Origin of the sequence: Mesorhizobium sp. M0664, from assembly GCF_040320565.1 — a bacterium.
Lineage (GTDB): Bacteria > Pseudomonadota > Alphaproteobacteria > Rhizobiales > Rhizobiaceae > Mesorhizobium.
Window position 1 is genome coordinate 1 of record NZ_JAMYPW010000033.1, and the last position, 13,938, is coordinate 13,938.

Consider the following 13,938-nt stretch of genomic DNA (forward strand, 5'->3'; position numbering starts at 1 on the left):
AAAACGACGCAAAACAACCGTTGCAGGCAGGGCGCCGTCCACATATGGATCCTGGGGTCTGCGCCGCGTCGCTTCGCTCCTTGCTCCGCCCCAGGATGACGAGGAGCGGGGTCGCTCACTCTGCTGCCTCTTCGATCTTCTCCATATCGTCGTCCGACAGGCCGAAATGGTGGCCGATCTCGTGGATCAGCACATGGGTGACGATGTCGCCCAGCGTTTCCTCGTTCTCGGCCCAGTAGTCGAGGATGGCGCGACGATAGAGGGTGATGCGGTTCGGCCCCTCGCCGGTCTGCGGATTCCAGCGCTCGGCGATGCCGCGCCCCTCGAACAGGCCGAGCAGGTCGAAGGGCGTTTCCAGCGAAAGGTCGTCCATGATCTCGTCGGTCGGGAATTCGGCGATCTGAATGACGATCTCGCCGGTCAACTTGCGAAAGTCCTCCGGCAGATGGGCATAGGCCTCCAGCGCCAGGAGCTCGATTTCCTCCATCGTTGGCGAAAGCTGGTCGTGCCAGATGCGTGTTTGGTAGATGCGAGCCATGCTTTGTCCTTTGATCCCGGCATATAGGCTTTCAGGCCGGACTCGGCAAATGACGCGGCAGATTCAAGGGCGCAATCTGTCATCCGCTCTGGTCTAGGGATGGCCTTTGCGAGATGATGGACGCCGCCATACCCGAAGCCGAACCTCCATCGTTCTGTCAGAGTCGAGTGTTCAAATGCCATTCAGCAACCAATTCGTCAGAAGCGCTGCAATTTGTGGAGTGTTTGGCGCACTGCTTCTTTTGGTGCTGGTGGTCTTGACCAGTTATCTCGGCAGGAATTCCGAGTTGGTCAGCCTGCTTCGGATGCTTGTCGGCGCCATCATAGGCGTCATGATCGTCTGGCTGGTTTTAGGGATGGCCCGGAAGCGGCCGGGTCGATAACTCACGGGCAGTTCCTGTTTCGTGAACGGCCCGCTAAAATCGGGCAGGAATAAATTCCCCATGACTCCGCTTGACTCTTCATCCTCCCTCTGGAATCTATAGGGAACATAACAGGAACAATTGTGAGTGGAAGCTGACCGTCATGGCGACAAGCGCCGTGGCGCGGGAGACTGTTTTTGCCCTGCGCCGCCAGATCGCGAAGATCGAAGGGACCTTGCCCGAGCGCCTGGAGGCGCCGGCCAGTTCGTCGTTTGACGCGGATGTCCCTCGTCAGAGTCTGACACCCTCTCGGCATCCGACACCCGCTCGGAATCTGACCATTGTCCGGCGCGGCCTCGCCGTGGCGCCGCCCGATGCGTTTTTGCGCACCGGCGCCGAGCGCCTCGATGCTGCGCTGAGCGGCGGCCTGCCGAAGGCGGCGGTGAGCGAGTTTCATGGCGCCGCGACCCGCGATGCCGGGGCCGTTGCCGGTTTTGCCTTGTCGCTCGTCAGCCTGATCCTCAGCCAGGGGCCGCGATTGCCGGTGCTGTGGATCGGCACATCCGAGGTTTTCCGCGAGGCCGGCTTTCCCTATGCCAGGGGGCTTCACGCCTTCTTCGGCATCGAGCCGGAGCAATTGCTGTTTTCCGAGGCGCCAGGGCTGCTCGATGCGCTGTGGATCGCCGAGGAGGCTGCCCGGATGACGGCGCTGGCCGCCGTCATCCTCGAAATCCGCGGCAGCCCGCAGCGGCTTGACCTCACCGCGACGCGGCGGCTGCACGCCCGCGCGCAGAGTGCGGGCCGGCCGCTGTTCCTGCTGCGCCAGGCCGGCGAGCCCGAACCGACGGCAGCGCCCGTCCGCCTCATCCTGTCGGCGGCACCGGCGGCAACGCGTAAGACGCTTGCCGGGCCGCTCGCCGGCTCGATCGGCCGGCCCGCCTTCACCGTCGCCATCGGCAAGAGCTGCACGGCCTTGTCCGGAAAATTCACACTGGAGTGGAACCCCGATGAACGCATATTCGAAGAAAGACGGGGCGAGCAAGGAAGGTCTCAGGAATGGGCCCCAGAACGGCCAAAGAATCCTATCCCTGTGGTTTCCGCATCTCGCCGCCGAGAGGATCCTGCGGCAGCGTCTGGGGCGGTCCTGGCGTTCCCGGCCGTCGGATCACCTGCCGCTGGTGATCAGTCACCGCGACCGGAACGCCCAGCGCATCGCCGCCCTCGACGAGCGGGCCGAGGCGCTTAATCTGAAGCGCGGCATGGGCATAGCCGACGCACGCGCCATGCATCCCTCGATCGACATCGTGGAGGCCGATCCGGAGGCCGACCGGCGCCTGCTCGAAGGCCTCGCCGACTGGTGCGACCGCTATACCCCGCTGGTGGCGCTTGACGGGACCGACGGCCTCTATCTCGACGTCACCGGCTGCACCCATCTTTTCGGCGGCGAACGCTCGATGCTGGACGATATCCTGTCGCGTTTTTTCCATCAGGGCTTCGATGTCCGCGCCGGGCTTGCCGCCACGCCTGGTGCTGCCTGGGCGGCGGCGCGGTTTGCTGGCGACCGCATCGTGCCCGATGGTGAGGAGGAAGCGCTTCTCGCGCCCTTGCCGCTGGCGGCGCTGCGCATCGACCCGGAGGTACGCGCCAGCCTCGAAAGCGTCGGCCTGCGCACGGCGGGCGCCGTCATGGCGGCACCGCGCGCGCCGCTGGCCCGCCGCTTCGGCGCATCGCTGCTCTTGCGCCTCGACCAGGCGCTTGGCCGCCTCGAGGAGGCCGTGTCGCCGCGCCTGCCGGTGGCACCGCTTTCGGTCGAGCGTCACCTTGCCGAGCCGATCATGCTGACCGAGGACATCGAGCGGCTGACCGGCATGCTGGCGACCACCTTGAAGAGCGACCTCGAGCGTCGCGGCGAAGGCGCAAGGCGGCTGGCGCTGCTGCTTTTCCGCGTCGATGGCGGCGTCAGCCGCATCGCCGTCGGCACCTCGCGGCCTCTGCGCGAGCCGCGGCTGATCCAGAAATTGTTCCACGAAAGGCTTGCCGCGCTCGAACAGGATATCGACGCCGGCTATGGCTTCGATCTCGTGCGCCTTTCGGTGCTGACCGCCGCCGCCTTCGACATGCAGCAGGCCGACCTTGCCGGCGAGACGAGCGACGACGGTGCCGATATCGCGCTTTTTGCCGACCGCATTCGCGCCCGGCTCGGCGAAGGCGCGGTCTTGAAGCCGGTCGCCGTCGAGAGCCATTTGCCGGAGCGCGCCGTCGCCACCCTTCCCTTCACGGAGGCGCCGCAGAGAAGCTCGCCGCCGAAGCAGCCGGACAAGGCGAAGGACGCTCCCACGACCGTCTTCCAGCCGGAACGGCCGATCCGGCTTTTCCGTTCGCCCGAGCCGATCGAGGTGCCGGCCACCGAAATGCCGGAAGGCCCGCCTTTGAACTTCCGCTGGCGGCGCGCGCTCTACCGGGTCGTGCGCGCCGAAGGGCCGGAGCGCATCGCGCCGGAATGGTGGCGAGGGGCGGCGGGACGAGAAGATGCCCCGACCCGGGATTATTTCCGCATCGAGGATGCCGACGGCCGCCGTTACTGGCTCTATCGCCAGGGCCTTTACGGCGCCTCTCAAGTCCCGCCGCGCTGGTTCATGCATGGGATCTTCGCATGAATGCGCTGACGGCCAACCCCTATGCCGAATTCGGCATCCAGTCGAACTTCTCGTTTCTGCGCGGTGCCTCGAAACCGGAGGAGTTGGTGGTCGCGGCAAAATTCCTGGGGTTTTCGGCGATCGGTCTCGCCGACCGCAACACGGTGGCGGGCGTGGTGCGCGCCTGGCAGCAGGCCAAGGTGGAGGGTGTTTCCTATCATCCCGGCTGCCGCCTGGTTTTTTGCGACGGCACGCCGGACATCCTCGCCTACCCGCAGGACCGCAAGGGCTGGGGGCATCTCTGCCGCATGCTGACACAGGCCAATCTGCGTGACGAGAACGAAAAAGGGGCGACGCTCCTCAAACAGAGCGATCTTCTCGAATGGGGCGATCTCCTGTCGCTCGCCATACTGCCGGATGTGTCGGCGGACGCGGAAACCAGCCTCGCACTCCTTAGCCGGCTCAAGGATCGTTTCGGTGAAAACCTGCGGCTTGCGGTTTCGCCGGATTACCGCGGCAACGACCGCTTCCGTATCGAGCAGGCGGCGGCGATGGCGGATCTGGCCGGCATCCCGTTGATGGCGACCAACGATGTTCTCTACCATACGTCGGAACGGCGCCCGCTGCAGGACGTGCTGACGGCGATCCGCCTCAATGTGCCCGTCGCTGAGGTGGGACTGGAGCTGGCGGCCAATGCCGAGCGTCACTTAAAGCCACCGCTGGAGATGGCACGGCTTTTCCGCAGGCATCCGCAAGCGCTGGCGGAAACGCTGCGTTTTGCCGGCGAGCTGACCTTCTCGCTCAGTGACCTGCAATACAACTATCCCGACGAGCCGACGGAATCGGGTCTTGGGCCGCAGGCCGAACTGGAAAGGCTGGCCAAGGAGGGAGCCGCCATCCGCTACCCCTCGGGCGTGCCCGCTTTTGTGACGCAGCGCATCGAGGAGGAGCTCGCTCTGATCGAGCGCCTGAACTACGCGCGCTATTTCCTGACTGTCCACGACATCGTCAAATTCGCCCGCAGCCAGAACATTCTCTGCCAGGGGCGCGGCTCTGCCGCCAACTCGATCGTCTGCTTCTGCATTGGCATCACCGAAGTCGGCCCGGACAAGATCGAAACGCTTTTCGAGCGCTTCATTTCCGAGGAAAGAAACGAGCCGCCCGACATCGACGTCGATTTCGAGCATGAAAAGCGCGAGGAGGTCATCCAGTACATCTATTCCAAATACAGCACCAAGCGCACCGCGCTGGCCGCCGCCGTCGTCAGCTACCGGGGCCGCTCGGCGATGCGCGAAGTGGCCAAGGCGATGGGCCTGTCGGACGACGTCCGGGGGGCGCTGTCCAGTTCGATCTGGGGCTGGTCGACCTCGGAGCTCGGCGAAAAGGAGACAAAGGCCGGCGGCCTCGATCAGACCGATCCATCGACAAGGCATGTGATCGAATGCGCCAACGAGATCATGGGCTTTCCCCGTCATTTGTCGCAGCATGTCGGCGGTTTTGTCATCACCCGGGACCGGCTCGACGAGATCGTGCCCATCGTCAAGACGGCGATGGACGAGCGCAAGATGGTCGAGTGGGACAAGGACGATCTCGACGCGGTGAAAATCCTTAAAGTGGACGTGCTGGCGCTCGGCATGCTGACCTGCCTGCAGCGCGCCTTCACCCTGCTCCAGGATCATTATCCGCAGGCGCGGGACGCGTACGGCCTGCCCTATGTGCTGGCCACTCTGCCTGCCGAGGACAAGCATGTCTACGACATGATCTGCCGTGCCGACACGATCGGCGTCTTCCAGATCGAATCGCGCGCGCAGATGTCGATGCTGCCGCGGCTGCGGCCGAAAAGCTTTTACGACCTCGTCATCGAGGTGGCGATCGTGCGGCCCGGCCCGATCCAAGGCGACATGGTCCACCCTTATCTGCGCCGCCGGCAAGGCAAGGAAAAACCCGAATATCCCAAGCCGGAACTGGAAAAAATACTCGGCAGGACGCTGGGCGTGCCGCTGTTCCAGGAGCAGGCGATGAAGATCGCCATCGTTGCTGGCGGCTTCAGGCCGGGCGAGGCCGATGAACTGCGCCGCGCCATGGCGACATTCAAGCGCACCGGCACGATCGGCAATTACCGCAAGAGAATGGTCGACGGCATGGTCGCCAAGGGCTACGAAAAAGACTTCGCCGAGCGCTGCTTCAAGCAGATCGAGGGTTTTGGCGAATACGGCTTTCCCGAGAGCCACGCCGCCTCCTTCGCCCTGCTGGTCTATGCCTCCTGCTGGTTCAAGACCTTCTATCCCGACGTGTTCTGCGCCGCGATCCTGAATTCCCAGCCGATGGGGTTTTACCAGCCGGCCCAGCTTGTCCGCGACGCGCATGACCACGGCGTCGAGATCCGCGAGGTCGATGTCAATTTTTCCGGCTGGGATTGCGCCTTGGAGAAATCGCCTTTCGATCCGGATCGTATCCTTGACCGCCATGCCCAGATGCGCGGAGTCATCCGGACCAGCCATGCCGTCCGGCTCGGCTTTCGCCAGGTCAAGGGCCTGTCGAAGGAGCGCATGGAAGCGTTTGTGTCTCGGCGCGGCGCCGGCTATGCATCCGTACGCGACGTCTGGCTGCGCTCGGGCCTCAACGTCGACGAGATCGAAAAACTGGCGCAGGCCGACGCTTTCCGGTCGCTTGGATTGAACCGTCGCGACGCTCTATGGGCGGTCCGCGCGCTCGACGGCAAGAGTGCCGCCGAAAAGCTGCCGCTGTTCGACCAGCCGGCGATCCGCTTGCGCGATCTGGAGCCTGCAACCAGGCTCCCGACAATGCCGCTCGGCGAGCACGTCGTCCACGACTACCGCTCGCTTGGCCTGTCGCTGAAGGCGCACCCGGTCGCCTTCCTGCGTCAAAGGCTGGATCGTTCCGGCGTCACGCCCAATGTGCGGCTCGGCCAGGTGCGGGACGGCCGGCGCGTTTCGGTCGCCGGCCTCGTGCTGGTGCGGCAGCGGCCGGGCAATGGCAAGGCGATTTTCCTGACGCTGGAAGACGAGAATGCGGTCGCCAACATCATTTTCTGGGAAAGGACTTTTGACCGCTTCCGCCCCATCGTCATGGGCGCGCGTCTCATCCGCGTCACCGGCAAGCTGCAATCGGAATCGGACGTCATCCATATCGTCGCCGAGAAGGTCGAGGATCTGACGCCGTGGCTGTCGGTGCTGCTTGAGCAGGCAAGGCCGGCGGACAGACTGTCGAGCAGTGCAGACGAGGCTCAGCCCGGCAGCATCGCGCAAACGGAACTATTGGGAAAGGCAGAGAAGGTCATGCCCAAAGGGCGCAATTTTCAATAGAGGCGCGAAAGATCGCGACGGAGCGGCTCTGAACCGCAGCACTCAGGGCGTTCCACCCAGGCGCGGCGGCGGTGGCATGGCATCATCTATGGTGATGACACGCGCTTCCGATGGCAGCATGATCGGAATGCCGTCCCGCACCGGATAGGCAAGCTTTGCCACCCGCGAGATAAGCTCGCCGCGCTCCGGATCCCAGGCAAGCGGCCCCTTGGTCAGCGGGCAGGCCAAGAGTTCCAGCAGCTTGGGGTCGACAGTCCTGTTCCCGTCACGTCCATCCGCCATTTGGTTTGTCCTTCCACAGGGCAATCGGGTTAAGGTTTCGAGCGCGAACTTCCTTCTCCTCTTGTGGGAGAAGGTGGCCGAGCGAAGCTCGGTCGGATGAGGGGTGTTCCAGCTTGGCACCGACGACACTCCGTCCAGCACCCCTCAACCGTCTTGGCGCTGCGCGCCAATCCACCTTCTCCCACAACCAAGGGGAGAAGGCAAGAACCTACTGCAAACTCGAACCGAAATCCTCATTGTCGCGCGCCAGCGCCATTTCGGTGATGGCGATCAGGGTCTCGGCGCGTGTCTTCAGATCGGCCGCTTCGAGCAGCGCCTGTTTCTCGGCCGGCCCGTAGGGCGCCATCATCGACAGTGCGTTGACCAGCATGGCGTTTTCGGCGCGGCTGACGCTTTCCCAGTCGGCCTCCAGATCGTTAGCCTGCAGATAGGCGCGAAACGCTTTGAGCAGCGCCGGCCGGTCGATCTCGGCGTCTGCCTGCTCCTCGTCGAGATCGGCGAGAAAGGGTGCCAACCGGCACTGCCGGAACGGTGTTTTGACCGTGAGCTCCTGGACAATACGGAACCGGCACACGCCCTGCAGCGAAATCAGGTAACGGCCGTCGCCGCTCTCGGACAGCGCAATGATGCGCCCGGCGCAGCCTACATTGCAGAGCTCCGGCTCGCCGTTGGGACGCAGCGCACCGTCAAGGCTGGGCTGGATCATGCCGATCAGCCGCGGCCCGGCGATCGCCTCGTCGACCATCTGCAGATAGCGCGGCTCGAAGATGTTGAGCGGCATGCGGCCTCCCGGCAGCAGCAATGCGCCCTCAAGCGGAAAGATCGGCATGGTCGACGGTAAGTCCGCAGCGAGCCGGTAATGCGCGTTTCCCGCCTGCACCTCAATCCTCCGATCGCTTTGTCAGGAAGCGCACAAATCCGTCTCCTCCCGGCCGGCACAAGGCGCAACACCGGAAACCTGAAATCGAACGCCGTCCGAAAACCTAATCTGGCGCAGCCGCGGCCCACCGCAAGCCCGCGCGACAAAACAGTCTGCGCCGGCTCAGGAAAACAGCAGCGACGACAGTTTGCGCCGTGCCGACAGCGTTGCTTCGTCGGTCATGCCCCATGCCTCGAAGAGCTGCAGCAACTGGGTTCTGGCGCCGTCGTCGTTCCACGAGCGGTCGGCCTTGATGATCGCCAGCAGATTGTCGGCCGCCGCCATGCGATCACCCTTGGCGTTCTGGATCATGGCAAGCTCGAACCGTGCCTGGTGATCCCCGGGGTTTTCGGCCAGCCGCCGTTCCAGTTCCGCCGGATTGCCGAGCACTGCTGCTTGCGCGGCGAGCGCCATCTTGGCCCGCAGCGCGGCGAGCTGGGGCGCATCCTTCTTTGCTTCCGGCGCCCGCGCCAGCACCGCCTCGGCACCTTCGGCATCGCCGGCCTCGAACAGCAGATCGCCCAAGCCAGCGATCGCCTCGATCGTCTCCGGCGCCTGTTCCAGGATGGCATCGTAAATGTCGGCCGCCGTCTGCACGTCCCCGGCGTCGCGCGCTTCGGCGGCCGCGGCCAGCGCCTCGGCAACTTGCGGCGCACCGCCGTTCTTGCCGCCGACCTTCTGGATGAATTGCGTGATCTGGCTCTCGGGAATGGCGCCCATGAAGCCGTCGACCGGCTGGCCGTCCTTGAAGGCAATGACCGCCGGTATCGACTGGATGCCAAGCTGGCCGGCGATCGATGGATGGTCGTCGATGTTCATCTTGACCAGCTTGACCTTGCCACCGGCGGCTTTCACCGCCTTCTCCAGCAGCGGCGTCAATTGCTTGCAAGGGCCGCACCACGGCGCCCAGAAATCGACCAGCACCGGCTGGTGACGCGATTCCTGGATCACGTCGGCGGCAAATCCAGCGGTCGTTGTGTCCTTGATGACGTCGGCCGGCGCCTCCGCAAGCGCGACCTTCTCACGCGCGGCATCGGTGCCGCCATATTGCACGGTGGTGGCATACCGGCCGCCATTGCTGCCAAATGGGCCGCCAAAGGGGTTGCTATCACTCATCTCTTCGCCTTTCGGTCGCGCCGCCGGCCAAGGGACGGGCGCAACATCCTTCTTTAGAACCCGGTTTCAGTCACCCATGTGGCGATCATGCCGAGACTTTCAAGATAACAGCATCATGTCCGGTTGCCTCGACGAACTTGACCAGGTCCGCGGCAGCGATGGAAGTCGTCGCTTCGTTGGTCAGCGGGTGGGCATTGACCACCGCATGGCTCATCAGCTCCTCGTCCAACACGACCTTGATCCTTCGCTCGGTGTCGTTGATCAGCCCGAACACCGTGACCGCGCCCGGGACGACGCCGAGAAGCTGCATCAGCATCTCCGGCCGGCCGAAGGACACGCGCCCGGCAGCGCCGATCAGATGGTGTATATGCTTGAGATCGACCACCGCCTCCTCGCCGACGCTGACCAGGAAGAAATTGTCCTTCTTGTCCTTGAGGAACAGGTTCTTGGTATGGCCGCCGGCAATCTCGCCGCGCAGCGCCTGCGAATCGGCGACCGTGAACAGCGGCGGATGCCGCCGCGTCGATACCTCGATCCCGAGTCCGGCGAGAAAGGCGAAAAGTTCGGCTTCGGTCTTCGGCATCGGTCTTTCTTCTGATGGCCCGCTTTCAACGGCTTGTTCGGCTAACGCCGTTTACGGCCAATGATGCGGCCAAGACAAGCCCGTCGCGCAACGCGGGGGTGATTGCCTTGCGACGTCCCGAGGAGCGCTTGTCCGCATTGCCGACGAAGCAAAAAGCCTGCGAATTCCCTGTTGCAATCGCCGCGCTCTTCAGCCATATAGGCGCGGCTTGCGGCCCAAAAGCCGCACGAGCGGGTGTAGCTCAGGGGTAGAGCACAACCTTGCCAAGGTTGGGGTCGAGCGTTCGAATCGCTTCACCCGCTCCAGTTTCCTTGAGGGGAACCAAGCGATTAAGAGGCGCCTTTCGGGGCGCCTTTTGCTTACGTGGCGAAAAGAGTGTCCCTGCCATGAGCGATGCGCGGAAAGCCGCACTGTGACCAGCAGGTGTCACAGCTCTTCTATTCCGTTGTGCTGGCTTTTTTTCTGCGCCGAATAGTGTGCGACTGCGCGACGGCCATTTTCAACTCGGGCGTGATCTCCAACGGTGCATTCTCTGCCCCATGTTGGTTCTGTAGCCCCTGGACCTGGACGGTCGGAAATGGGAGTTCGATGCCCTGTTCCTTGAAGACCTGGCGGAGGCGTACATAAAATTTGCGTTTCATACCGAAGGCACCTCCCGGCTTGGTTGTGGCCTTGACCCTCAATACGATGCCGTATTCGCCGAACTCCTGTACGCCCTGCATCTTGATCGGGTCGAGCACCCAGTGTTTGAACTCGGGATCTTCCGCCAGTTCGAGGCCGATCCGCTTGATCAGCTTGCGAGCGAAGTCGATATCGGTGTCATAACCAACGGTGATGTTGAATTTGTCGATAACCCAGTCACGGCTCTGGTTCTGGACTGCCCCGAGTTCACCGAAAGGTATTGTGAACAGCGGACCACGATGGTGGCGCAGCTTCACCGAGCGCAGCGAAAAGCTTTCCACAGTACCCTTGTAATTGCCCGATGAAATGTATTCGCCAACACGGAACGCATCATCGAGCAGAAAAAACACGCCTGAAATGACGTCCTTGACAATGGTTTGTGCCCCAAAGCCCACGGCGACGCCGACGACGCCAGCGCCGGCGATCAATGGGCCGATCTGGATACCCAGCGAGGCGAGCATCATAAGCACCGCCATCACGATGATCGATGCGAGCAGAATATTCTGGAGGATCGGCAAGAGCGTATGCAGCCGCGCCTGCTGCGGATCGAGGATCGGGACGTCCTCGTCGCTGATCACAGGGTGCGGTGTTTCGATGCCCAGCTTTCGTTCGATCAAAGCTTTGATGATCGACCAGCCGAAGTCGGCGGCAAGGGCAATGACCACGACATTGATCAAGCCGCGCAATATGAATGTTGTCGTCGTATCACTGCCCCGCATGGATTGCATGTCCAGACCCCAGACACGTGCGAGAAGGTAAGCCGCCGCCAGGATGAAAATCATTCGGATTCCGCGATCGATGACAGCGATCGTCACCGCCGGGATCGTGGGCCGGCCGACGTCTTCCGAACCTGGCCGCAGAACGAAATTAACCCCGCGCTGCGTCACCACGATTGCCAAAGGCAGGAAGAATGCGGCGAAGGTGAACCAGAAGTATGTATAAAGGCCGGCGATACGCTGCAGGAACAGGACGACGAAATAAGCAGTCAATAGCCATGTCGCTTCCGTGTGACCGATGTGGCGCGCACCGTCTCGCTGCGTTCTTGGCCGACGCCAAATGGCGAGCAGCAGGAGCAGCAGCAGCACGAAATCGGCGACCAGTGACAGGACCGTCATTCCGTCCTGATCGATGCCGAGACCTGGCAAGAGGATAAACGCGGCGCCGAAGAAGGCGAAGACGCCGACGATCCGGGGTAGCCAATAGGACCAATGGTCAGCCGCTTCGTTGGTGATCGGCAAAGCACGAACCTCGACGGCGTTCTCGACGTTCATGAAGGAAGGGACGAGCGTGGCCATGACGTACATGCGCACACCCCATGTAACGACTGCCGCCATCAGAAATGTCAGTACAATCTCGCGGATAAGCATCGGCCAGTCGAACAACATGAACGCGCCGGCGCTGCCCAGTGCGAAAGAGACTATCAGCATGCTGGAATAAAGCAGGCGGCCACCAATCTTCTTGGCTCGCCCAACGGGCGTATCCTTCGGTTGCGCGATAATCCAAAGACGAAATGGACGGGTGAGCTTGAACGTTGCCCAAGTGAGTGCCAGGCCGGCAGCGATGAACATTGCAATCAGCACAAATACGCCGGCGGGCCCCCTGCTGGACATATCCTCCATCGTCTCTGCCCGAACGCGCGCGAACTGGCCTGGCAGCAAGGGCAAAGTTCGCACGATTCTTTCGATATGATGCCTGATCCCATCGAGCGTCGAGGATGCCATCGTATTCATCTGGCCTGGTGCGGCCACGGCGCCGGACGATGCGTCGGTCGGCGAAGCCCCTCTCTCGGCGGGCGCTCCCGTTGACCCGGCGTCCTGATTTCGCTGTTCGGCCACCCAGGCCTTCACTGACGGATCGTCGAGAAGCTCGAACAATTGTTTGACCCTTTCAGGCGGGACGGTCGCCGGCGCCTGCGCTTGCGCCTGACCAGCCAACAAAAGGGCGATCCCAAAGACGAGCGGCCTGGCAATCAGGGCAAACATCGCAGTCAGGTCTCCGAGACGCCGTGCCGGGCGCGCCAGGTTCCTGGCTCCCAATCGTCGAGTCATGAGTGGCATCGTGCTGTTAACCTTCCGATCAGATCGGCGAGCAACGACATCTATGTCCGTTGTTGCCCCACCTTGAAGAAACCGATGTTGCGGTGCAAGACGTCATCGTTCCGAGCCAGACCGCTGTGCCGGGTACGTGGCGGTGTTTATTTAGCCGCCGGGGGCAGGGCATTCCGACCTCGGCCCAGGCCTCCGGCCGTTCTATGAACTGGGCATCGACGTTAAATCTCAGGAACTGATTTCCTGAGATGACCAGGACAGACCTTTGGCGGTCACTCGGTGGTCAACTGCTTCGCGCACCGCTGCGGACATTCGAAACCATGATGTTGCTTGAGATGCAATGCGCTTCCGGGTCGGCACTGCCATGCGGCAAATCAGGCCGGGAGCCGCCACATTCGCACACGACCTGTACCACGCAATTCCGTTTCCTGGAGTGGGTCGCAAGCAAAATTTGGTCCAAGCAGTTGACGAGTTGCATCCGAAATGCGGATTTCATCGGGCTCCGCGGACGTTTGGATACGTGCGGCGAGATTAACGGTGTCGCCCCATAGGTCATAGGCAAACCGCCTTTTGCCTATGACGCCCGCCACGATTGGTCCTGAGTGAATTCCAATTCTGAGTCTTATCGGTTCTCCTGCGAAGCGTTCGCGCTTAACCGCGTTCCGCAGTTCAAGTGCATAGTGCGCAAGGGCTTCCGCATGATCGGATCGCGCGGTGGGCAGGCCAGCGACCACCATCACACAATCGCCGATTGTCTTGATCTTTTCGCAGCCGTATCGCTCCGAGAGCAGATCCGCCGCCTTGAAGAAGTAATTTAAAATAGCGAGCGTCGTCACGGCTCCGACGCTCCGCGCTCTTTCCGTAAAGCCGACGATGTCGGCAAAAAGCACACTCACCTCCGCATGGTTGTCTGCAATTTGTTCGTGCGCTTTTAGCCGCTCCGCGATCGACGCCGGAAGAATGTTGAGGAGTAGGGCTTCGGCGCGCTGGTATTCACGCGACAATCCCTCTTGGCTCGCCCTCAACGCCTCGTTTGTCGATTGTAATTTCTCGTTGAGTTGACGCTCCCTCTCTTGCAGAAGCGTCATTTCATAAGCCTTCTGTTGAAGCCGCTGCCTATTGTCGCGTTCGGCAGTGGCGTCAAGAAAGAGCAGCCACACGCAGGCATTGTCAGCAAAAAGATGGAGGTCCGCGACACGCCCGCTGGGCAGTTCGACCATGGCCATATCATATGGAAGCTCCGGGCAGGGCAACAAACCTTCCATGAATTCAAGCTGCTCGGCAACAGGCTTACCTATGCGAACTGACGAGAGTCCGTAATGGTTAACGTTACCGCCCTTCGCAGCTATGCAAAGCTGGGCGTCGATTTTCAGATATGCGACCGAGCGCTCGTTGTAGAAGAAATCGTAAATCCAGCTTTTAACTTCTCTTGGCAAGACATTCATGGT

Annotated in this window: 10 protein-coding genes and 1 tRNA gene; 4 read left to right on the forward strand and 7 right to left on the reverse strand. The window is 62.2% G+C overall.

All coding sequences use genetic code 11. The annotated features are described in order from the left end of the window. Positions 1-115 precede the first annotated feature (115 nt). Entirely contained in the window at positions 116-538 is a 423-nt protein-coding gene (locus NKI39_RS23765; RefSeq protein ID WP_023680515.1) for a metallopeptidase family protein, read from the reverse strand. A gap of 524 nt (positions 539-1,062) precedes the next feature. Here NKI39_RS23765 and NKI39_RS23770 point away from each other — a divergent pair. Genes NKI39_RS23770 through NKI39_RS23780 form a run of 3 tightly spaced genes read left to right on the forward strand, consistent with a single transcriptional unit; the run spans position 1,063 to position 6,861 of the window. Next, positions 1,063-2,145: an ImuA family protein gene (locus NKI39_RS23770; RefSeq protein WP_352834851.1), complete on the forward strand. Its 1,083-nt coding sequence runs from the start codon at positions 1,063-1,065 to the stop codon at positions 2,143-2,145. After that, positions 2,078-3,556, forward strand: coding sequence for a DUF6504 family protein (locus NKI39_RS23775; RefSeq protein WP_352834854.1), 1,479 nt, complete (start codon positions 2,078-2,080; stop codon positions 3,554-3,556). Before NKI39_RS23770 ends, NKI39_RS23775 begins: the two co-directional genes overlap by 68 nt. Then, positions 3,553-6,861: an error-prone DNA polymerase gene (locus NKI39_RS23780; RefSeq protein ID WP_352834856.1), complete on the forward strand. Its 3,309-nt coding sequence runs from the start codon at positions 3,553-3,555 to the stop codon at positions 6,859-6,861. The genes NKI39_RS23775 and NKI39_RS23780 overlap by 4 nt, the downstream gene beginning before the upstream one ends. A gap of 42 nt (positions 6,862-6,903) precedes the next feature. On the opposite strand, the gene NKI39_RS23785 is transcribed toward NKI39_RS23780, so the two are convergent. The 4 genes from NKI39_RS23785 to NKI39_RS23800 form a co-directional block, all read right to left on the reverse strand. Further along, positions 6,904-7,143, reverse strand: a complete 240-nt coding sequence (locus tag NKI39_RS23785) for a Trm112 family protein (protein ID WP_023675986.1) — start codon at positions 7,141-7,143, stop codon at positions 6,904-6,906. A 208-nt stretch (positions 7,144-7,351) separates the two neighbouring features. Continuing rightward, positions 7,352-8,023, reverse strand: coding sequence for an LON peptidase substrate-binding domain-containing protein (locus NKI39_RS23790; RefSeq protein WP_352450238.1), 672 nt, complete (start codon positions 8,021-8,023; stop codon positions 7,352-7,354). Between the two features lie 162 nt (positions 8,024-8,185). Then, positions 8,186-9,178, reverse strand: a complete 993-nt coding sequence (trxA, locus tag NKI39_RS23795; RefSeq protein WP_352458335.1) for a thioredoxin — start codon at positions 9,176-9,178, stop codon at positions 8,186-8,188. 85 nt (positions 9,179-9,263) lie between these two features. Then, positions 9,264-9,761 carry a prolyl-tRNA synthetase associated domain-containing protein gene (locus NKI39_RS23800; RefSeq protein WP_352834859.1) on the reverse strand — a complete coding sequence of 166 codons (498 nt, stop codon included), beginning with the start codon at positions 9,759-9,761 and terminating at the stop codon, positions 9,264-9,266. Positions 9,762-9,991: 230 nt separating this feature from the next. Here NKI39_RS23800 and NKI39_RS23805 point away from each other — a divergent pair. Then, a tRNA-Gly gene (locus NKI39_RS23805) sits at positions 9,992-10,066 on the forward strand. Between the two features lie 132 nt (positions 10,067-10,198). Here NKI39_RS23805 and NKI39_RS23810 read toward each other — a convergent pair. Next, positions 10,199-12,424 (reverse strand): mechanosensitive ion channel family protein, encoded by a 2,226-nt coding sequence (locus NKI39_RS23810; RefSeq protein WP_352834861.1) that lies wholly within the window; start codon positions 12,422-12,424, stop codon positions 10,199-10,201. Between the two features lie 440 nt (positions 12,425-12,864). Beyond that, the gene (locus tag NKI39_RS23815; protein ID WP_352834864.1) at positions 12,865-13,935 is read right to left on the reverse strand and encodes an adenylate/guanylate cyclase domain-containing protein; all 1,071 of its coding nucleotides are present in this window, start codon (positions 13,933-13,935) and stop codon (positions 12,865-12,867) included. Between the last annotated feature and the right edge of the window lie 3 nt (positions 13,936-13,938).